Source organism: Muricauda sp. MAR_2010_75 (genome assembly GCF_000745185.1).
Lineage (GTDB): Bacteria > Bacteroidota > Bacteroidia > Flavobacteriales > Flavobacteriaceae > Flagellimonas.
In genome coordinates this window covers 3,944,975-3,964,689 of the sequence record NZ_JQNJ01000001.1, presented here as the reverse complement: position 1 = coordinate 3,964,689, position 19,715 = coordinate 3,944,975, and the positions used below count along the sequence as shown (strand labels likewise).

General features: G+C 40.9%; 17 protein-coding genes and 1 tRNA gene. 6 read left to right on the top strand and 12 right to left on the bottom strand.

The genetic code is table 11. The annotated features are described in order from the left end of the window. Window positions 1-115: 115 nt before the first annotated feature. Complete coding sequence (locus FG28_RS17845) at window positions 116-361, top strand: hypothetical protein (protein WP_036385297.1); 246 nt, start codon at window positions 116-118, stop codon at window positions 359-361. A gap of 191 nt (window positions 362-552) precedes the next feature. After that, window positions 553-2,925 carry a hypothetical protein gene (locus FG28_RS17840; RefSeq protein WP_036385295.1) on the top strand — a complete coding sequence of 791 codons (2,373 nt, stop codon included), beginning with the start codon at window positions 553-555 and terminating at the stop codon, window positions 2,923-2,925. Between the two features lie 21 nt (window positions 2,926-2,946). Here the strand turns inward: FG28_RS17840 and FG28_RS17835 are convergent, their stop codons facing one another. Both FG28_RS17835 and FG28_RS17830 read right to left on the bottom strand, forming a co-directional pair. Next, window positions 2,947-4,194 (bottom strand): site-specific integrase, encoded by a 1,248-nt coding sequence (locus FG28_RS17835; protein WP_036385292.1) that lies wholly within the window; start codon window positions 4,192-4,194, stop codon window positions 2,947-2,949. A gap of 252 nt (window positions 4,195-4,446) precedes the next feature. Then, window positions 4,447-4,531, bottom strand: a tRNA-Ser gene (locus FG28_RS17830). A gap of 139 nt (window positions 4,532-4,670) precedes the next feature. Here FG28_RS17830 and FG28_RS17825 point away from each other — a divergent pair. Continuing rightward, entirely contained in the window at window positions 4,671-5,423 is a 753-nt protein-coding gene (locus FG28_RS17825) for a sulfite exporter TauE/SafE family protein (protein WP_036385291.1), read from the top strand. Between the two features lie 18 nt (window positions 5,424-5,441). Further along, window positions 5,442-6,635, top strand: a complete 1,194-nt coding sequence (locus FG28_RS17820; protein WP_036385289.1) for a DegT/DnrJ/EryC1/StrS aminotransferase family protein — start codon at window positions 5,442-5,444, stop codon at window positions 6,633-6,635. Window positions 6,636-6,765: 130 nt separating this feature from the next. On the opposite strand, the gene ribB is transcribed toward FG28_RS17820, so the two are convergent. The 8 genes from ribB to FG28_RS17780 all read right to left on the bottom strand — a co-directional run bounded on the left by ribB (window position 6,766) and on the right by FG28_RS17780 (window position 16,485). Next, window positions 6,766-7,905 (bottom strand): 3,4-dihydroxy-2-butanone-4-phosphate synthase, encoded by a 1,140-nt coding sequence (gene ribB, locus FG28_RS17815; protein WP_036385287.1) that lies wholly within the window; start codon window positions 7,903-7,905, stop codon window positions 6,766-6,768. Then, window positions 7,905-9,398 carry an LptF/LptG family permease gene (locus FG28_RS17810; protein ID WP_081894448.1) on the bottom strand — a complete coding sequence of 498 codons (1,494 nt, stop codon included), beginning with the start codon at window positions 9,396-9,398 and terminating at the stop codon, window positions 7,905-7,907. The genes ribB and FG28_RS17810 overlap by 1 nt, the downstream gene beginning before the upstream one ends. Window positions 9,399-9,401: 3 nt before the next feature. Beyond that, window positions 9,402-10,067, bottom strand: coding sequence for an outer membrane lipoprotein carrier protein LolA (locus tag FG28_RS17805; RefSeq protein ID WP_394297381.1), 666 nt, complete (start codon window positions 10,065-10,067; stop codon window positions 9,402-9,404). Further along, the gene (locus FG28_RS17800; protein WP_036385286.1) at window positions 10,054-12,438 is read right to left on the bottom strand and encodes a DNA translocase FtsK; all 2,385 of its coding nucleotides are present in this window, start codon (window positions 12,436-12,438) and stop codon (window positions 10,054-10,056) included. The genes FG28_RS17805 and FG28_RS17800 overlap by 14 nt, the downstream gene beginning before the upstream one ends. A 64-nt stretch (window positions 12,439-12,502) precedes the next feature. Next, complete coding sequence (locus FG28_RS17795) at window positions 12,503-12,868, bottom strand: diacylglycerol kinase family protein (protein WP_036385284.1); 366 nt, start codon at window positions 12,866-12,868, stop codon at window positions 12,503-12,505. Beyond that, window positions 12,861-13,367, bottom strand: a complete 507-nt coding sequence (gene tpx / locus FG28_RS17790) for a thiol peroxidase (RefSeq protein WP_036385282.1) — start codon at window positions 13,365-13,367, stop codon at window positions 12,861-12,863. The genes FG28_RS17795 and tpx overlap by 8 nt, the downstream gene beginning before the upstream one ends. Before the next feature lie 95 nt (window positions 13,368-13,462). Next, window positions 13,463-15,193 carry a Na+/H+ antiporter NhaC family protein gene (locus FG28_RS17785; protein WP_036385280.1) on the bottom strand — a complete coding sequence of 577 codons (1,731 nt, stop codon included), beginning with the start codon at window positions 15,191-15,193 and terminating at the stop codon, window positions 13,463-13,465. 71 nt (window positions 15,194-15,264) lie between these two features. Beyond that, a complete protein-coding gene (locus FG28_RS17780; RefSeq protein WP_036385279.1) occupies window positions 15,265-16,485 on the bottom strand; it encodes an aminotransferase class I/II-fold pyridoxal phosphate-dependent enzyme in 1,221 nt (406 codons plus the stop codon). A gap of 147 nt (window positions 16,486-16,632) precedes the next feature. Here FG28_RS17780 and FG28_RS17775 point away from each other — a divergent pair, with 147 nt between their 5' ends. Further along, complete coding sequence (locus FG28_RS17775; protein ID WP_036385277.1) at window positions 16,633-17,085, top strand: Lrp/AsnC family transcriptional regulator; 453 nt, start codon at window positions 16,633-16,635, stop codon at window positions 17,083-17,085. A 98-nt stretch (window positions 17,086-17,183) separates the two neighbouring features. Beyond that, window positions 17,184-17,573: a hypothetical protein gene (locus FG28_RS17770; protein WP_156102323.1), complete on the top strand. Its 390-nt coding sequence runs from the start codon at window positions 17,184-17,186 to the stop codon at window positions 17,571-17,573. Between the two features lie 6 nt (window positions 17,574-17,579). Here FG28_RS17770 and FG28_RS17765 read toward each other — a convergent pair whose 3' ends face one another. Next, window positions 17,580-18,509: an aldo/keto reductase gene (locus FG28_RS17765; protein WP_036385274.1), complete on the bottom strand. Its 930-nt coding sequence runs from the start codon at window positions 18,507-18,509 to the stop codon at window positions 17,580-17,582. Then, entirely contained in the window at window positions 18,487-19,605 is a 1,119-nt protein-coding gene (locus FG28_RS17760) for an NTP/NDP exchange transporter (RefSeq protein ID WP_051947464.1), read from the bottom strand. The genes FG28_RS17765 and FG28_RS17760 overlap by 23 nt, the downstream gene beginning before the upstream one ends. Window positions 19,606-19,715: the final 110 nt, after the last annotated feature.

Genomic DNA, 19,715 nt, shown 5'->3' with positions numbered 1-19,715 from the left:
TAAAGAATCGAGAACTTTTAACTACCCGCAAGGATCTTCTGAATTTAGATTGTTGATTTTTTATTTAACATATTTTATTCTACATTTAAGAAATTCTTTTCAAAAAATTAAGAAAATGGATAATTCTTTGACAAATATTCCAGAAATAATTAGAGAGGCATCAAAGAGTCCTTTAGGAATTTTTGCGTTAATAATTATTTTATTGTTTAGTGTTTCCTATGGTTTTTTTGTCTCTGAAGACGGCCTTCTTAAGATAATCGCTTTTACGATGTTATTTATCGGAGCAATTTTATATGGGGTTTCTATTTATAAAACTGCTGAAAAAAAAAAGAAGGAGAATTCACCTCAAGAAGGAGACTAAATTTATTTGCTTTATCCCTTGCCTTATTTGCCACTCTGAGCCTATCTAGCATCTATGTCATATATGATTTATACTTTAAAAGACATGTATTATTCTTTAGTTCTTTTTATATAACTGATTCTGAATGGGTTGGAATCAAGGAAATCAGTCCAAAACAAAAGAACAATCTAAACTCCTACTTCAAATTTGCTTTGAAAGGAAGATTTGGTAAACCCGTACTTATTGAATACTTAAAGGGCCCTGGAAATTTAAAGACTGAAGATTTACCTGTAATTTTTGGAGACTTTTTTAATGATCAATGTTCGAGGAAACGCTTGATTGGTGTTAGGTTTTCCTATAACCAGATGAATAAATTAACAAATGAGTCATACTATGACAACAATGGTAATGTCATTATGGACTTACGTTACTTAAATTCTAGCAACAACATAAAAATTGAATACCCTTCTGGAAAGCCATGCTCAAAACAAGGTTCATCGGTTAGCGCAATTGAAACAGGATATACCTATATTAAAGAACTAGGTAATGTTTTAAATAAGGTTATATATAAAGATTATTTGATGAATCCAATTGAGGATGAATCCGACTTTTCAGGTTTTGAATTAGTCTACGATTCGAAAGGTAATATAAAGTCAAAAAAATTCTACGATGGCGAAAGCAAACCAAGTATTCAAGAAAGTTATTCATACGACATTAATGGGAACAACACATCGGTTTCCTATTTTGATGATTTAGGGTCCCCCATCGAAAAAGAAGGATTTTTCAAATTAGAGTGGGAACACGACCTGAATGGTAACAGAATTTCTGAATCGTATTTTGATTTATCTAATAAACCTATAAGTAACAAAAAGGGAGTGCATAGAGTAAGTTACATTTACGATTCATTTGGGAATAAGTCAACTCACAAATACTATGGATTTGAAAATCAATTAATTTATGATGACAGTGGAGTAGCGGTTAGAAGATATGAACATAATGCAAAAGGCGAATATATAAAGATGGAATATTTAGATATTCATGAGCAACCAATAAATTCTGTTACCTGGAAAACGTCTTTTACTGAATATCGGTATGATGACAAGGGCAATATGATAGAAGCAAAAGGTTATGACAAATCTGGTAACCCTAGTTACGATGACGAAGGGGTCTTCGCAATACGGCACACATTTAATGATAGGGGTTATATAAGTGCTATCCAGTTATTTGATTTTGATGATAATCTAAAACCAAATAAATACGGAATCGCAAAAAGAACCCACCAGTATGATGAAATGGGGAACATAATTAAAAGAGTCTACTTTAATGAAAAAGGGGAGGCAATCGCTTTTAAAGATTCAGGGGGAATCGAAGGAATTTATGGTGTAAAAGATAGTTTTGATATCAATCATAACCTTGTTAGGCGAGTCTACTTGGGGAAGGACCTAAATATAGGTGCTATTTCATTGGTTAATGGTTCCAGAGTAGTCGAAATAGAATACGACAATAAAAACCGAGAGACTGAAAAAAGATATATTGCCAGAGATTCAGCTATGGACAATAATTCAAAGGTTGTTGAACAAATTATTTATGATGATGTAAACAGAATAGTAACAAAAAAAGCATTTAATGCTTTAATGGAACCTTTTCCTCAAATAGAGCCAAATATTTATGTTATCAAGGAATTCTATGATACCAATGATTCCCAAGTGAAAAAAAAGTGCTTCTTTGACAAAGGTGGGAAAGCAATAAATGGAGATTTAGAGCATTGTTTTGTTTACGAATACGATTCTTTCGGAGATTTAACTTCAAGAAAAAAGCTAAATAGTATAGGTGAAGTTACTTCTGAAGAGCGCTGGACATATAACCGTTTTAGAAAAACTAAGGATTGGGAGCAAAGAGAGTACGATGCTAAAACAGGTGAACTGGTTGATATATCAAATGAAGAGAACGAATATGATGATTTTGGCAACCTCATCCTAACAATAGTCAAAAGTGGAGTAGATGAAGAGATAGAAGAAAAAGTTTCTTTTCAATATGATGAGAAAGGCTATGAAATAAGCAAGAGTTTTATTGATATAAATAATGTTCCAACAGCAGACAAATTCGGTATTCATAGATACACTTATAAAAGAGATGAGTATGGCAGGTTATCTGAAGTCAGACTTTTTAGTACGAGTCTTAATCCAATCATTCATAGTACTAACTCTTATCATGGATTTAAAAATAAATATGATAGTAAAGGAAACATAATAGAACAAGTAAAATTTGATAAAAAAGGCGAGGTTTTGAAAGTGGGCGATAAAGTGGATTGGACTGTTTTCAATGGAATCTATAATGAAATAGGACAATTAGTTGAAGCGAAGTTTTTAGATGAAAACCGAAGTTTAACACATAACTCAAGGGGATATGCAATAAGAAGGCAATATTATGATGAGTACGGAAGGCTAATTGGAAGGAAATATTTTGATAAAGACGATAAAGCTACAAATCTCAAAAATGAGGGTTATCATAGCGAGAAAAACATTTTTGTAGGCTTCAACAAAATTGAAACCAAATATTTTACCAAAGATGATGTAGAGTTATGATTTTATCCATTACTTCTATCCTTATTTCCTCATGTCAATCCTTTCACCAGCACTCTGAACTCTCTCTTTCTGTTTCAACTTCTTCCTCAACATTTGCATATCGTCACTAACCCTCCTGTTTAGAATCTTGGCATAATGCTGAGTAGTTCGCAGATTTTTATGGCCGAGCATCTTACTTACCGATTCGATTGAGACACCATTTGAAAGGGTTACAGTGGTTGCAAAGGTATGTCTGGCCAAATGGGTCGTTAAATGCTTTTTAATCCCACTCAGGTCAGCTATCTCCTTTAAATAGGCATTCATCTTTTGATTGGTCAGTACCGGCAGCACCTTTTTGTCAACCAATAGAGAACTATGCTCATATTTTTCGAGTATCATCAAAGCTGTGGGCAGTACAGGAATATTGCTTTTTGTTTTTGTCTTGGTTCGTTTGGTGTTTATCCAAAGGTCTCCATCGATTCCAATGACAAAATCATCATGTGTCAGTTTTTTTACATCCGCATAGGCCAATCCCGTAAAGCAACAGAAAACAAAGCAATCCCTAACATGGTCCAGTCTTTCATTGCTAAAAGGATAATGCATTAAACGTTGTAATTCTTCCTCGGTAAGAAATTCACGTTCAACATTCTTTAACCTGGCCTTCCAGTTGGCGAAAGGATCTCTGGTTATCCACCCATTGGCATAGGCAACACGAATGATTTTTTTAAAATTGACCACATATTTGATTGCCGTGTTGTGGCTGCATTTTCTTTTAGTCTTTAGATAGTATTCAAACCCGGATATAAAAGCATAGTTGACATGATGAACCGGAATATCATTCCTTTTATGTTCATTTTGGATGTATTCACTGAGGTGGCTTTTTGCGGTTCGGTAACGTTCGGCGGTTCCTTCGGCAAAATCCTTTCCAACCAGGCTGTCCACTTGGTCATTGTGTTCCTGGAATATCTCCAAGAGCATTTTACAGGGCTTGTCCAATCCCAAATAAGCCTCTTTGAGTGACATTGCAGTAAGTGGTTCATCCCTATCTTTTAACTTGTCAGCATGCTGATATAAATCAGTGCGTATCTTGCTCAAATAGGAATTCAGCTGCCGTACTTCTTGGGAAAATCCCAACACCTTACCATATGCCGCGTCCCACGTACTGGGATGAACCTTGCGTCCAGAACTGAACTCCGCTCGCTTTCCATCGATTGTAATCCTGACATAAATAGTTGACCGGCCAACGCGGTCTTTTTTGTATTTTCTAAGATAGAATAGAAGAGATACCATAAAAGTGACACCGAATTTAACATTATTTGCCTTGAAATTAGGAAAAAAATATTAATACATAATTGTTATAAGTGACTGAATTACAATATGATAATTGATATTAGGTGCCCCTTTTTGATGAGATTTGAAGGGGCACCGAAACGGGCACTTTTTAACATGATTTCAAAAGGTATCATTTAAAACCATAAAAAAAAGAAAACCCTGTAAATCAATAATTTACAGGGTTTCTTGTTTTGAGATGGTGTCTCTCAGCGGAGGAAGAGGGATTCGAACCCCCGGAGGTGTGACCCTCAACAGTTTTCAAGACTGCCGCATTCGACCACTCTGCCATTCCTCCAAAAAATTGCGGGCTTGCCCGCCGAAGCCTTTTGCGTAGGCGGGTGCAAATATATAAAGCTTTTTTGGTTCTATAAAAGTTTATAAACTTTAAATTTTTCCTTCTAAAGTTTCTAAAATTACCTAGTACTTTTACACCAATGGAAGAATGGTATCACTATCCACTCTTGGTGGCTGTAGGCTTTGCAGTAGGCTTTATTAATACTGTGGCAGGCGGTGGCTCCCTATTATCTTTGCCAACCCTCATATTTTTGGGATTGCCTGCGCCGGTGGCCAACGGGACCAACCGAGTGGCCATTGTTATTCAGACTGCTTTGGCTACCGCGGGTTTTAAAAGTAAGGGCATTTCCACCTATCCATTCAATGTGTATTTGGGGGTTTCAGCTTTTTTTGGTTCCATATTAGGGGCTTATATTGCAATTGATGTTAAAGGGGAAACCTTTAATAGGATTCTGGCCATCATTATGGTGGCTGTGGTGCTCATTATCATTTTTAAACCCAAAATGAGGTTGGAGGAAATGCAGGAGCGCTTCACCGGAAAATACCTGTGGCTGAGTATTATAGTGTTCTTCTTTTTTGGGATTTATGGGGGATTTATCAATGCAGGACTCGGATTTCTTATGATGTTGTTCCTGCATTTCGTCAATAGAATGAACCTAGTCCGTGTGAATGCCACCAAAGTGGCTGTGGTCTTTATTTATATGCTTTCCGCACTGGCCGTATTTGCGTTCAATGACAAGGTCAATTGGAAATTGGGTTTTATCTTGGCCATCGGTAATGGTACGGGAGCTTGGGTGGCCAGTCGGTTTTCGGTAAAAAAGGGCGATGGATTCATCAAGACTTTTTTGATTGTGGCCGTAATCGCCATGGCGATAAAATTGTGGTTTTTTTAAAATTTAAAATGATAGGGAATGCCGGGTTTTGAACTTTTTGGAGATAAGGAACGGAAACAGGTACAGGATGTGCTGGATTCAGGCGTATTGATGCGCTATGGATTTGATGGAATGCGCAACGGACATTGGAAATCCAAGGAGCTTGAAGCTGCTTTGTCCCAAAGGATGCAGACCCAATACGTGCATTTGGTAAGTAGCGGTACTGCCGCGCTTACTGTGGCCTTGGCCACTGCTGGAATTGGAGCAGGGGATGAGGTGATTATGCCCACCTTTACTTTTGTGGCCAGTTTTGAATCCATTTTGGCGCTTGGCGCCATTCCGGTTTTGGTGGATGTGGATGACACTTTGACGTTGGACCCTGATGCAGTGGAAAAGGCCATTACCCAAAAAACCAAGGTAATCATGCCCGTACACATGTGCGGTTCCATGGCCGATTTGGATGCGCTTCAAAGTTTATGTAAAAAATACAATCTATTGCTCTTGGAAGATGCCTGTCAGGCCATTGGTGGTACTTATCAAGGAAAACCCTTGGGCAGTATTGGGGATTTAGGCTGTTTTTCTTTTGATTATGTAAAAACCATTACCTGCGGTGAGGGTGGAGCTGTAATCACGAATAACGAAGGCTATTATCAAAATGCTCATAAATATTCGGATCATGGCCATGACCATATCGGAAATGATAGGGGAGCAGAGCAGCATCCATTTTTGGGGTATAATTTTCGTATTTCAGAGTTAAATGCCGCTGTGGGCTTGGCCCAACTTTCCCGATTGGACGAATTCATCAACCTGCAAAAAAGAAACTATACCATTTTACGTAAAGCCCTGTCAACCATTCCCGAGGTAACGTTTAGAAGAGTTCCCGAGGGAGGCGAGGAAAATTATTCCTTTTTGAGTTTCTTCCTTCCTTCAGAAGATGTGGCCCAAAATGTACATCAGGCTTTGGGAGCCAATGGAGTGGATGCCTGTTTTTATTGGTACAACAACAATTGGCACTACTATCGAAAATGGGAACATCTTACACATTTAAAATCCTTGGGAAATCTTCCCCAAGAAGTAGCTGATGGACTTCCGGATTATGCCAATGTGGATTTTTCTGCATCCGACCTTTGGGTAGGACGAACCATTTCTTGTTTGATAAAATTGGGCTGGACCGAAAAGGAAATGAAGGAAAGAGCCAAAAAAATGATAGAAGTTATCCAATCATTCATATAACCAATTGGTCATTCTGAACCTAGTGAAGAATCTAATTTTGGGAAGTGGTGGGCTTGACACAAATTACACGAATATCCACTAATTCTGGCCTTGATTGAACTTGAACTTGCGTTTTGAGTTTGAACCTGAATCAGTAGTTAACGTACTCCACAATCTCCAAACCGTAACCCACCATGCCCACGCGACGGGTCTGCCCGGAATTGGACAACAACCGAATCTTGGAAATGTTCAAATCGTGCAGAATTTGTGCCCCGATGCCAAAATCTTTGGCGTCCATATCAATTTTAGGTGCTTTGGTGATGCCTTGGGCCTGCAATTTTTTAAACTCAGCCAAGCGACTCAACAAATTCATGGATTGGTTGTCTTGATTGATAAAAATCATGGCACCTTTTTCCTGGGAGTTCAATACATTGAACATGCGTTGTAAGGCCTCATCTGGGTTATTGGTCAGAGTGCCCAACATATCATTGTTCACCAGGGTGGAATTGATTCGGGTTAGTACCGGTTCCCCCAATTTCCAACTTCCCTTTACCAAAGCAATATGCACTTGATTGTTTGTGGTTTGTTGGTAGGCACGTAGCCGAAACTCCCCGAAGCGGGTTTTTATGCTGAAAGATTCCTTGAGTTCAATAAGGCTGTCGTGCTCCATGCGGTAAGCAATCAAATCCTCGATGGATACAATTTTCAGATTAAACTTTTTGGCCACTTCCAGTAGTTCCGGTAATCGGGCCATACTGCCATCCTCGTTCATGATCTCCACAATAACACCAGCGGGTTCCAAACCGGCCAATCGGGCAAAATCTATAGCGGCCTCGGTATGGCCTGTTCTGCGCAAAACCCCACCTTCCTTCGCAATTAATGGAAAAATATGCCCTGGACGGGCCAATTCATGGGGTTTTGTGGTTGGATCGGTCAGTGCCAGAACCGTTTTGGCCCTATCCGCAGCTGAAATTCCGGTGGTTACCCCATTGCCCCTTAAATCCACCGAAACGGTAAAAGCAGTTTCCAACGGATCGGAGTTGTGGGTTACCATTTTGTGGAGCCCGAGATCTTTGCATCTTCCTTCTGTGAGAGGAGCACAAATAAGCCCACGTCCATGGGTGGCCATAAAATTTACTGTCTCCGGGGTAATGAGTTCCGCAGCGGCCAAGAAATCACCTTCATTTTCACGGTTTTCATCATCCACCACAATGATGACCTTCCCTTGACGAATATCCTCAATGGCCTCTTCTATGGCGTTTAGCTGTATCTTTTTTTCTTTGGCAACCATTATACTTCAGAATCTTTTTCTTTCTTTTTAAACAGGGATTTAATGCGGTCAAAAATATTTCCAAACCCGAACAGCCCTCTATCTGCGGTGGCCCTTCTAGTGAGCGAGATACCCAACGGAAGCATGATTAAGGTGGAAAGCCAAGCCCCAAATGCTGGGTGTATGTTTCCTTCCTTGGCGTAGTTTCCAGCAAATACCCCAATAAAATAATACGTCAAAAATAAGACAATGGCAATCACCATAGGGAGACCAAGCCCTCCTTTTCTAATAATGGCGCCCAATGGAGCTCCCACAAAGAAGAGAATAATGCAGGAAAATGCCAGTGCATATTTATTGTGCAACGAAAGGATGTGGCTATTGTAGAACTTGTATCGTTTTTGGAGTTCTTCCTTTTTGGAGATGACCGTGTTTAAAATCCCGGATACGGAATTTTTGGCATTGTTTATAACCTGAAGCCGTTGCCATTCTTCAAGTGTGGCCAGGACGTCATCAACATCTTTTATGGTGTCCTTTGCTATTTTGGTTTTTGAGGTATCTACAGCTGCAATAAGGCGAATACTGTCCGTTTTAAGATTCTTTTCAGGGAAGGCACCCATACGGTTGACAATATTCTTGGAGAAGGCCTCTACTTTTTCCAAGTTGTTTTTGGCCAAAGAATCAATATCCTTTACCAAACGGCCCACATTCTTCATCTTGTCGGTGGTAATGTTCCCATCTTCCTCCAAGTCTTGATTGTTGAGCTCAGAGATATCAATGTTAATGGTGTAGGTCTCAAATTCCGATTTCGCAAAGGGGTGTTTCCTTCTTTCTTTGGCATCCTTGGGAATTAGTTCTTCATAATAATGCCCATCTTTTAGCACCAGTTGAATGATATCGGATTCCTCACTACTGATCAATTCTCCTGTTTTTGCCTTGATGACCGTACTGTTTATGTTTTGGTCCGTTTTTTTGTGGATGATGACATTGTCCAAAAAACGGTCCTGTTCCCCATATTTTTTGTCCACTTTTATGTTCATTCCTTCGCCGGTGCCTTCAAAATCACTGAAAACCCCTTCCGTAATGGCAGCGGCGGGTTTTACCTTGGCAATATTTCGCCTAAGGTTGAATATTTTTTGTTCGGATTTTGGAATAACGTTGTTCGCGAAGAAAAAAGTGACCACACCCAAAAAGAGTACAAATACAATCAAGCTGCGCATACCACGCTGGAGGGAGATTCCCGAAGCCTTCATGGCGGCAAACTCATAGTTTTCGGCAAAGGTTCCAAAGGTTAGGATGGAGGACAATAGAACGGTAAGTGGGAGTACTTTGTCCACCAAGGTGGGGATAAAGTAGAAAATGAACTTTCCAATAATGACAATGCCCAGACCTTTTCCAGCCAAATCATCAATGAATAGCCATATTCCCTGAAAGATGAATATGACGATCAAGATGAAAAATGAACTGAAGAAATTATATAGAAATCTTCGTAATATATACTGGTCTAGTATTTTCAATCCCTAGTTTCTTGTAATGTAATACCCTTTGTCCTCGTATTTTTTCTCGTCAAAGGTAAACAGTGTGCTCGAAAGTGGCTGATTGGTTTTGAAAGAATTAACGGTGATGGTGGTTTTGGTGCCATTGTTCCCGGTCTGTATAAGCTTGTAGATATGTTTGGTTTGGGTGTCAATCCCCAACAGCACAGACTTGATTTCCGTATTGGAATCAATGGGAATCAATTTTACGTATTGGATTTTTCTTCCATCTACATTTTGTAAGATGTCCCACTGATAGTTGTGACCTGTCTTGTAGAACGTGAGCATTTTTGATGGGCTAACGTTATCATTGTCCTCGTTGACATCCTCTATGGTAACCTCCTCATTTTCGGGAACAATGGTGTACACTTTATTTCCATCAAAAAGTTGTTGTGCCCCCAAATAATTCAGGAAATACTTTTCACCATCCAAGGTAACATTACCGTTGGTTTCTTGTTTTAGGTTGGCCTCAGTATTTTCCAGAGTGGACCTAAAATCAATATAAATATTATCGTAGCTTTTTACTTTGCTGTACACTTCATCCAGCAATGCTTTGGCCTTGTCCGAGTTTTGCCCGAACGAAAAAAGACCTACCGTTAAAAATCCGATTAAAAGAATATGTTTTTTGATCATGGTTTTATTTTGATTCATTTTCTAACAATTGTTCCAAAGAGTAAATGTCGGGTATCAACACCTGACGCGCCTTACTGCCTTCAAAAGGGCCAACAATTCCTGCAGCTTCCAACTGATCTATGATTCTACCTGCTCTGTTGTAGCCCAATTTCAATTTACGTTGGATCAGGGAAGCAGAACCTTGTTGTGCCGTTACAATAACTTCAGCGGCCTCACGGAACATGGCATCCCTGTCCGCGATATCATTATCAAGACTTGTGCCAGATTCTTCACCCACATATTCTGGCAGTAAGTGAGCATCTGGATAGGCACGTTGCGAACCAACATAATCGGTAATTTTGGCCACCTCAGGGGTGTCCACAAAGGCACATTGAAGCCTGGTAACATCGTTTCCTTGGGTGTAGAGCATATCACCACGGCCTATAAGTTGGTCAGCGCCTTGGGCGTCCAGAATGGTTCTGGAATCTATTTTTGAGGTCACTCGAAATGCAATTCGTGCAGGGAAATTCGCCTTGATGATACCCGTGATCACATTAACAGAAGGGCGTTGTGTAGCAATGATCAAATGGATTCCGATGGCCCGGGCCAATTGTGCCAATCGGGCAATGGGTGTTTCCACCTCCTTTCCGGCGGTCATGATCAGGTCTGCGAACTCATCAATCACCAAAACAATGTAGGGGAGGAACTTATGCCCATCATTCGGGTTGAGCTTTCTGGCTTTGAACTTGACATTGTATTCCTTTATGTTTCGGACCATGGCCGTTTTTAACAGCTCATACCGATTATCCATTTCAATACAGAGTGAATTCAAGGTATTGATGACCTTATTGTTATCCGTTATAATGGCATCCTCCGAATCTGGAAGTTTGGCCAAGAAATGACGCTCAATTTTGTTGTACAGGGTCAGCTCCACTTTTTTGGGATCCACCAGAACAAATTTAACCTCCGCAGGGTGTTTTTTGTAAAGTAAAGACGTGATTACGGCATTCAACCCTACGGATTTACCCTGACCGGTGGCTCCAGCCATGAGCAAGTGTGGCATTTTGGCTAAATCCACCACAAAAGTTTCGTTGCTAATAGTCTTTCCGAAAGCTATGGGAAGTTCCATCTCGGCCTTTTGGAATTTGTTCGATGCAATCACCGAACGCATGGAAACCACAGTGGCATTCTTGTTGGGCACTTCAATACCGATGGTTCCTTTTCCGGGAATGGGAGCAATAATCCGAATACCCAATGCTGCTAAAGAAAGCGCAATGTCGTCCTCGAGGTTTTTGATTTTGGAAATACGGATACCCGCTTCAGGGACAATTTCGTAAAGGGTTACCGTTGGGCCAATAGTGGCTTTGATCTGTGCAATCCCGATTTTGTAGTTCTTAAGGGTACTTACAATCCGGTTTTTATTTTCTTCCAGTTCTTCTTGGTTAATGGTAATGCCACCAGAAGCACCGTGGGCATCCAAAAGGTCTAAAGGAGGGAATTTATAATTGCCCAATTCCAGTTTGGGGTCGAATTCCCCAAAATCCTTGACCAGTTTTTCGGATTTAATGTCGCTTTCCTCTTTTTCCTCTTCAACTTTTTCCACTTCCAAGCTGATATCCACTTCATCCTCTTCGGGAAGGTTTACATCAAGTCCTGCCTCACTTTTTAAGGGAGGAATATCTTTTTTGTGGGTATACGTGTCCACTTTTATGGGGGTATCGTCATCAGTACTCAGGTCAAGACTGTGCTCTTCGGATTCTTCTGCATTTTCGGAACCAGAAACTGATTCATTTTTTTGAAAGTCGGATTTAATCTGTTGCCGTTGCTTGCGGAAGAAATTGGCAACACCTTCGGGGGTGAAATTGAACAGTCGCACCAAAATCACCATCAATACAAACACCAAAATGAGAAATACTCCGATCTTACCCGTGTAATCTTGAAGGAAATCGTTCATTTCATATCCGATAAGTCCACCCAAAAGCGGTTGGTCTATCGCAAAAAAACCAAGAGCAACAGAAATCCAAATAACTCCGACCAATCCCCAAATCCATTTTCCAATAAGACCCTTGCCACTCAAACCTAAAAAGAGGTAGAGTCCCGTAACGGCCAACAATACCGGAAAAGCAAATGAGGCCAGTCCAAACCCACGGTACATGAAAAAATGGCTCACACTGGCGCCAAACTTGTTCAAGAGGTTGCTGGCTTCTGCATTTCTGTTGGCAAACTCGGACAATAAACTTTGGTCCGCTTGCCAAGTGAAATAGTATGACATGAAGGAAAAGAACAGCGCAATGCTGAGGACAATAAGTAAACTGCCAAAGATAATCTTGTTCTGTTTGGAGGGTTTCAGGGAAACCTTCCTTTTGGCAGCAGTAGGTTTGGATTTAGATTTTGTCCTTTTTTTTGCCATTGATCATGGTTTATGCGGGGCTAATTTACAAATTTACGATGCTTCAATTAAGCTTTGCCGTTGCTTACATTAATTTGGGCACGTAGATGATGAGTCCAATGATACTTGCCACAATGGACACTATCATAACGGCGCCTGCGGAAATATCTTTTATCAAACCAATTTTGGGGTCGTTTTTTGGTTGAATGTAGTCCGATATTTTCTCAATGGCCGTGTTGACCCCTTCAATGCCCATGACCAAACCAATGGCAAAGAGCTGCAGAATCCATTCCGTATTGGAAATCTCAAAATAGAATCCTGCAATGGTCATTACAATGGCAATGCAAAATTGGATTTGTATGCTGGCCTCGGTTCGTAGGAGCAAAAACATCCCCTTCAGTGCGAAGCCCACACTGCGAATCCTATTCTTAAAAAAAGATTCCCTAGGCATCCATCAATGCTTCAAGCGCAGCCTTATAGTTGGGTTCATCCACCGTTTCAGAGACTTGTTCCGAATAGATTACCTCGCCATTTTCATTCAAGACCACAACGGAACGAGACAACAAACTCTGCAAAGGTCCATCGATGAATTCCACATTGTATGCTTTTCCGAAGTTACCATCCCTAAAATCAGAAAGGGTTTCCACCTTGTCGATTCCTTCAGCTCCGCAAAAACGTGCCTGTGCAAATGGAAGGTCTTTTGAGATGCATAATATGGTGGTGTTGTCCAATTCAGCGGCTTCTTGGTTGAACTGACGAACCGATTGGGCACAAGTTCCAGTATCAATGCTTGGAAAAATGTTCAAGACCACCTTTTTTCCTTTGTAATCTGAAAGCGAGGTCGAGGAAAGGTCTGTCTTGGTCAATGTAAAATCGGGGGCTTGGGAACCGTTTTTTGGAAGGTTGCCAAGCGTATGTATTTCGTTTCCTTTTAAGGTAACAGTAGCCATGTTTTTATATTTTGGTTCGAGGCCAAAAATACTTAAAAAAAACCTTCTTTTAGACTGATTTGGAAAAGGTTCTTTGAAAAATTACGGGCTATTGGTTAGGACACTTTGGTAGTTGTCAACATCTTGATTTTAATCTTCAATGCTGCAAAAAGGAGTGTCATGAATGGACTCAACCAATTGAAAATGGCATACAATGCATATTCGCCAACACCCACACCCAATACACTACTGTGGTAGGCACCACAGGTGTTCCACGGCACAAGTACCGATGTAACTGTTCCAGAATCTTCCAAGGTCCGGCTAAGGTTCTCTGGGGCCAATCCGCGTTCTTCATAAGCTTTGGAGAACATTTTCCCGGGAACCACAATGGCCAAATACTGGTCAGATGCGGTGACGTTGAGTGCCAGACAACTTCCCACGGTACTTGCAAAAAGCCCAAAAGTGGTCTTGGCCATTTTCAAGAGCGACTCCGTAATGCGTTCCAGGGCTCCAATGCCATCCATGATACCGCCAAAGACCATGGCACACATGATCAGCCAAATGGTACCCAACATGCCAGACATACCTCCGGAAGAAAACAAATCATTCAATGCGGGATCATCTGTAGCTATATTGGTATCTACAGTGATGGCATCGATGACTGCAAAATAAGAACTCTGTAAAAATGAAGTTGGAGTTGCAGTTGCATGATATTCGCCAACTAAGTTGCCATCAACATAGACCTTGGATGTCTTACTAAAGGTTTGAGTTACTTCAGTCTTAGATGTTGGCAATTCCAATATGAGTTTATTCTCTAAACTCACATTTTCCTTGCTTTTTACAAGTTCATAGATGCCTGGACCATAGAAGTTTTTCTTACCTGCATCCCATTGTACATATTCCTGTAAATCCGAAGGAATTGAATTAATGCTATACTTGAGACCATTACTCCAAATGATTTGACTTTGAAAAAACACAGCAAAAAGCCCTCCTAATAGCGTACCAATCAACAATGCCAAAAGCGGAGGTGCTTTTTTTACAATCAAAAAGATAACCGCTACAGGCACTAGAAAAAGCCATCCACTCACATTAAAAGTTCCGCTTATATTTTCCAAAATGGAACTGGTGTCGGCAACGCCGGTTGTATCGATGGTAAACCCAAGAATAATAAACACAATCAAGGTGACAATAATGGTGGGGGTTGTGGTCAAGGCCATGTACTTTATGTGGGAAAACAAATCTCCGCCGGCCATGGCTGGAGCCAGATTGGTGGTATCGCTCAAAGGTGACATTTTATCCCCAAAATAGGCTCCGGATAGTACGGCACCTGCCGTCATGCCGAGTGAAATGCCCAATGCCTCACCAATGCCAATGAGGGCTATCCCAACCGTAGCCGCAGTGGTCCAACTGCTTCCCGTGGCTACTGAAATGATGGCGCAAATTACCACACAGGCCGCCAAAAAAATGGTGGGATTCAAAATTTGAAGTCCATAATAAATCATGGCAGGAATGATACCACTGACCAACCACGTTCCCGAAAGGGCGCCGACCATCAACAAAATGAGCAAAGCTCCGGTAGTGGAACGGATGTTTTCGGCCACTTCCGCAATCATCTTTTCATAGGAGACCTTATTGAAAAAACCAACTATGGCGGCCACAGCACCTCCCAATAACAAGATAAATTGATTGGAACCACTGAGCGCATCATCGCCAAAGACAAAAACATTGTAGGCCAACATACCTACCAAGGCAAAAACGGGAATGAGGGCTTCCCAAATATTGAGTTCTTTATTTTCTACAATGTGTTCATTTTCCCTGTACTTAGGTTCTTCCTCTTGGTTTGGCATGTGGTCTGAGTTTGTTAAGAAGTAATATTACAACTTTGAAGCATGTTCTCCAAACAGCTAACAGCTTCCCATTAAGCTAAAGTGGTATTGTTGGCCATAATTCCCAAGGCTTCCATGCATCTATGCATGGCCAGGTAGGTTTCATGGATATCGTTGTCCAATCCAATGGAAAATCGGATTAAACCTTCCGTTAATCCAAGTGCTTGCTGTTCTTCCAAAGGAATTTCCGAAGAAGTGGAGGATCCCGATGCACTAAATAGGGTTTTGTAAAAACCAAGACTCACGGCCAAATAGCCCAACTTCTCTTTTTGCATCATCTCCATTAGCGCATTGGCTTTGTCCAAGGAGCCTACATCCAAAGTAAGGAGTCCGCCAAATCCATATTCTTTATTCATTTGGGCTTTCATGGTTTGGTGTCCAAGATGACTTTTCAATCCGGGATAGACCACTTTGAGTCCATCTTTTTCAAATTGTTGGGCTAAATAGAAGGCATTTTCACTATGTTTTTTAATACGGATGTGAAGCGTTCGCATGTTTTTTAGGATGGAAGCCGCCCGCAAACTGTCCAATGTACTGCCCAGCAGCATTCCGGCACCATCATTAACATCTTTTAGTCCGAGGCAAAAATCCGAAGAAGCACAAACCGCACCGGCCACACAATCGCTGCTCCCATTGATGAATTTGGTAAGGCTGTGCACCACAATATCAGCTCCCAGTTGGGCCGCGTTGATGCTCAACGGAGAAAAGGTATTGTCCACGACCAAAGGAATACCATGTTTTTTAGCCAGTTTAGACAGGGCTTGAATATCGGCCACTTCCAACAAGGGGTTACTGATGGCCTCACAATAGATCATTTTGGTTTTTGGGGTGATGGACTTTTCAACCACATCCAAATCCGTAATGTCGATAAACGAAGTGGAGATATTAAACTTTTTCACAAAGTTTTTCAGGAAGGCATAGGTGCCTCCGTAAATGGTTCGGCTACAAACAATATGATCCCCAGCATCGCACAATTGAAAAATAATCGAGGTAATGGCTCCCATTCCGCTGGCAAACACATTGGCCGATTCGGTTCCCTCCAATTGCGCCATGGCTTCACCCAAATACAGGTTGGAAGGGGAGGAGTGCCGGCTGTAGAGGTAGCAGCCCTCAGTGTTTCCCTCAAAGGTATCGAACATGGTTTTGGCCGAAAGAAAGGTGTAGGTGGATGAATCAGAAATGGAAGGGTTCACCCCACCAAATTCACCAAAATATTGAAGATCTTGAATGTGTTCTGATGCTTTGTAGTCCATAGTTGTCCATTTTCGTAAAAATAGAAAATACTGGTTTGAAAGTCAATTAATAGCTATATTTAAAGAATATAAGTCTATATTTAATTATTTATATAGAATTATATACTAGTTCGGTAGAATTGATTTCAATAAAATAGAATATTCGTCATGGATGCCTTGGATAAACAACTGATACAACTACTTCAGCAAGATTGTAAGAAGACCACTAAATATTATGCTGACCAACTGCAATTATCCAAAACCGCAGTATACGAGCGGATAAGGAGATTGGAACGAACCGGTATCATCACCGATTATGTGGCCTTAGTGGACAAGGAAAAGGTAAAACGTGATTTTACGGTACTCTGTCAAATCAGATTGGTGCAGCACACCAAAGAAAATGTCTTGAAGTTTGAACGAGAGGTGCTAAAGCTGGAAGAAGTATCGGAGTGCTTTCATGTGGGTGGTGATTACGATTACATCCTAAAAATCAATGTGGAAGACATGAAAAGTTATAGGGAGTTTATGGTGACCAAGCTTACGGCCATCAACAATATTGGAAACACCCAAAGTTCTTTTGTAATCAGTGAGGTGAAGAACCGCCCATCGGTTTATATTTAGCAAACTTTAACCTAAAGCGATGTTAAAATGATGCTTCTCTATGTGCGGGATGGCTAATTTGACGATGCTAAGTAACCATCAATCATCAAAAAAGCGTCATGAAACTGCGTACACGTATCTTCCTCATCGTTTTGGCAACGGTAATTGGCGGGCTTTCCCTGCAGTTGTATACCACACTTTCCAAAGATGTTCTTTTTAATGGGATTCAGTTCTGCACTTCCTCCAATAGCGATTTGGCCTTGGGTACCATGGCCTTGTTTATTTCGGCTACTTTCTCTGGATTTTTGGCATCATTGATAGTGGTTAGGGATAATTTTTGGCCACATTTTTTTATTTCACTTTTCATCATTGGTAAGCTTTCAGTTGCAGCACTTTGTGCCCAGTGGGGTGCACCCCTGTGGTTTGAAGTGGGCATCCATTTCTCACTTTTGACAGGGCTTTGGTTGGGTTGGTATGGCGCTGAAAAATTTCCGTTGGCACCTGTTTAGATAGTTTTAGAGGGAGTTCAGGTGAGAAACCATCTTATTTCTGAAGTCCTTATCCGGCATCTGTCCCAAGCCCGCAGTCATATTATCAATCATGTGGTGGGGTTTTGAGGTGCCAGGAATAACACAGGTTACGTTTTTATGGGACAAAATGAATTTCAAAAAGTACTGTCCCCAACTGTGTATGTCATTTTCTTTGGCCCATTGTGGAAGTGATTCTCCTTTTACCTTTCTAAACAATGATCCACTTTCATAAGGTTGATTTATAATGGTGGCCGCACCATATTTTTCAGCCGTTTCAAAAAGTGATGTTTCGGCATGTCTAGAGCTTATGGAATAGTTGAATTGCACAAAATCTGGCCGTTCCGTCTTAATAATGTTTTCCAAAGTATTGTGCGCTGAATCTACATAATGTGTAATGCCCCAATATCGAATCCTCCCTTCTTCTTTCCAGCCTTTAAGGGTCTTTACGTGGGTTTTCCAATCCACTAGATTATGGACTTGCATCAAATCCATGGATTTTCGCTGCATTTTCGCCATGGAATCCTGCATTTGACGAATACCTGCAGTTTGCCCGGAGGTCCAAACTTTGGTGGCATAGAAAAGTTCGTTCCCAAAATCCAATTGAGAGGTTAAATCTCCTACAACCCGTTCTGAACTTCCATACATGGGCGATGAATCTATAACTTTACCACCCAGACGATTCATCTCAATCAACACTTGTGTTAAAACATCTCTTTGCTCTTTAGAGTTGCCTACATCAAAAGATTGCCAGGTACCCAAACCAACTATGGGCAATGGCTCACCGGAAGAAGGTATGGGCCGCATTTGAATTTTTCCCGGTTTGTTGAATGCTGAGGAATAACCGCTCAGCGATAATCCTAAACCTGCTAATACCGATAGTTGCAGGGCTTCCCTACGATTGTATTTTGTTTTCATAACGGATTTGTTTTAAAGGTACTACATTCTCTTTTTCAGCCTGATGATTCCCCAATTTGTATCCTAAAACGCTCCAAAGAAAAGCTAATGGAATAGCTAAAAATGCTATGGCTCCCAAACCCAATCCAAGGGCGACCAAGCCAGAGAAAGCCCAACCCACTAACGCATCCCCACCTCTATATACTGCAGTGTCAATACAGTTTTTGGCCTTGTATTTTTCCGAGGTTGATGTGACGGTGAATAAAATTTCCCTTCCAGGGCGCAGCAAAATGAAGTTTCCCGCTCGGTGAAGCACCATTAAAAATGCAATAGTTTCCAATGAAGTATGGAATCCCAAAAAAATCAATCCCAATCCCATTAGAAAAGGAATGGAGGCCATTACTAGGGAGAGTCCTATTTTTTGTATGATTCTGGCTGTAAGGAAGAACTGCCCAAAAATGGCAATGGTATTGACGGTAAGGTCTATGCTGGAAAAATAGCGGATTCGTTCCGCAGAATCCCCCAAACTTCTTTCCACAAGATGGGCCTGCTCAAAATAGAGTACTGTGGAGATACAGGTGTACAAAAGAATAAAACCTACAATGCGTTGTAGGTATGAGGACTTGGCGATGTGTTGAATTCCCTCCAAGACAACACCCAAAGTAATTTTTGAAGCCTGTTTTTTTTGGGTGAAATGGGACTTTTTTGCAGAAAGACCAAAAATTCCCAAAACGCAGCACAACCCCATAGCCAAAAAGAAAATAGCGGCAAGCAAGAGTGTGCCAAAGGATGGCAAAGTACTCAGCCAACGTGCAATTATGGGACCTGTTAATGCTCCAAGACTGCCACCTGCCGCAATGATTCCAAAGAATTTTTTTGCATCAAGACTACTGAACACATCTGACATGAAACTCCAAAAAAGCGAAACGATGAAAAGGTTGAACACACTGAGCCAGATAAAGAAGGTTATGGCCAAGATTTTAAAGGGACCGTAGGTTTCAAAAAAGAAAAAGAAAATCAAGAGATTGGCCAAGAAAAAGGAATACGTATAGATCAATAGATTTTTAAGGGACATTCGTGAAATGAAAAAGCCAAAAATGGGAACTAGACAAACCATGCAAACAAATGTTCCAGTGAACAGTCATTGCATGTTCACGGCACCGTTTACAATCCCCATTTCATCCCTTAGCGGACGTAAAATAAAATAGGCGCAAAGCAAACAGAAAA

What these genes read in the sequence shown, in the direction of transcription:
- FG28_RS17845 (WP_036385297.1), top strand. Translation starts at nt 116, where the DNA reads ATGGATAATTCTTTGACAAATATTCCAGAAATAATTAGAGAGGCATCA.
- FG28_RS17835 (WP_036385292.1), bottom strand. Translation starts at nt 4,194, where the DNA reads ATGGTATCTCTTCTATTCTATCTTAGAAAATACAAAAAAGACCGCGTT.
- FG28_RS17825 (WP_036385291.1), top strand. Translation starts at nt 4,671, where the DNA reads ATGGAAGAATGGTATCACTATCCACTCTTGGTGGCTGTAGGCTTTGCA.
- FG28_RS17820 (WP_036385289.1), top strand. Translation starts at nt 5,442, where the DNA reads ATGCCGGGTTTTGAACTTTTTGGAGATAAGGAACGGAAACAGGTACAG.
- ribB (WP_036385287.1), bottom strand. Translation starts at nt 7,905, where the DNA reads ATGGTTGCCAAAGAAAAAAAGATACAGCTAAACGCCATAGAAGAGGCC.
- FG28_RS17805 (WP_394297381.1), bottom strand. Translation starts at nt 10,067, where the DNA reads ATGAATCAAAATAAAACCATGATCAAAAAACATATTCTTTTAATCGGA.
- FG28_RS17800 (WP_036385286.1), bottom strand. Translation starts at nt 12,438, where the DNA reads ATGGCAAAAAAAAGGACAAAATCTAAATCCAAACCTACTGCTGCCAAA.
- FG28_RS17795 (WP_036385284.1), bottom strand. Translation starts at nt 12,868, where the DNA reads ATGCCTAGGGAATCTTTTTTTAAGAATAGGATTCGCAGTGTGGGCTTC.
- tpx (WP_036385282.1), bottom strand. Translation starts at nt 13,367, where the DNA reads ATGGCTACTGTTACCTTAAAAGGAAACGAAATACATACGCTTGGCAAC.
- FG28_RS17785 (WP_036385280.1), bottom strand. Translation starts at nt 15,193, where the DNA reads ATGCCAAACCAAGAGGAAGAACCTAAGTACAGGGAAAATGAACACATT.
- FG28_RS17780 (WP_036385279.1), bottom strand. Translation starts at nt 16,485, where the DNA reads ATGGACTACAAAGCATCAGAACACATTCAAGATCTTCAATATTTTGGT.
- FG28_RS17775 (WP_036385277.1), top strand. Translation starts at nt 16,633, where the DNA reads ATGGATGCCTTGGATAAACAACTGATACAACTACTTCAGCAAGATTGT.
- FG28_RS17770 (WP_156102323.1), top strand. Translation starts at nt 17,184, where the DNA reads ATGAAACTGCGTACACGTATCTTCCTCATCGTTTTGGCAACGGTAATT.
- FG28_RS17765 (WP_036385274.1), bottom strand. Translation starts at nt 18,509, where the DNA reads ATGAAAACAAAATACAATCGTAGGGAAGCCCTGCAACTATCGGTATTA.
- FG28_RS17760 (WP_051947464.1), bottom strand. Translation starts at nt 19,605, where the DNA reads ATGGTTTGTCTAGTTCCCATTTTTGGCTTTTTCATTTCACGAATGTCC.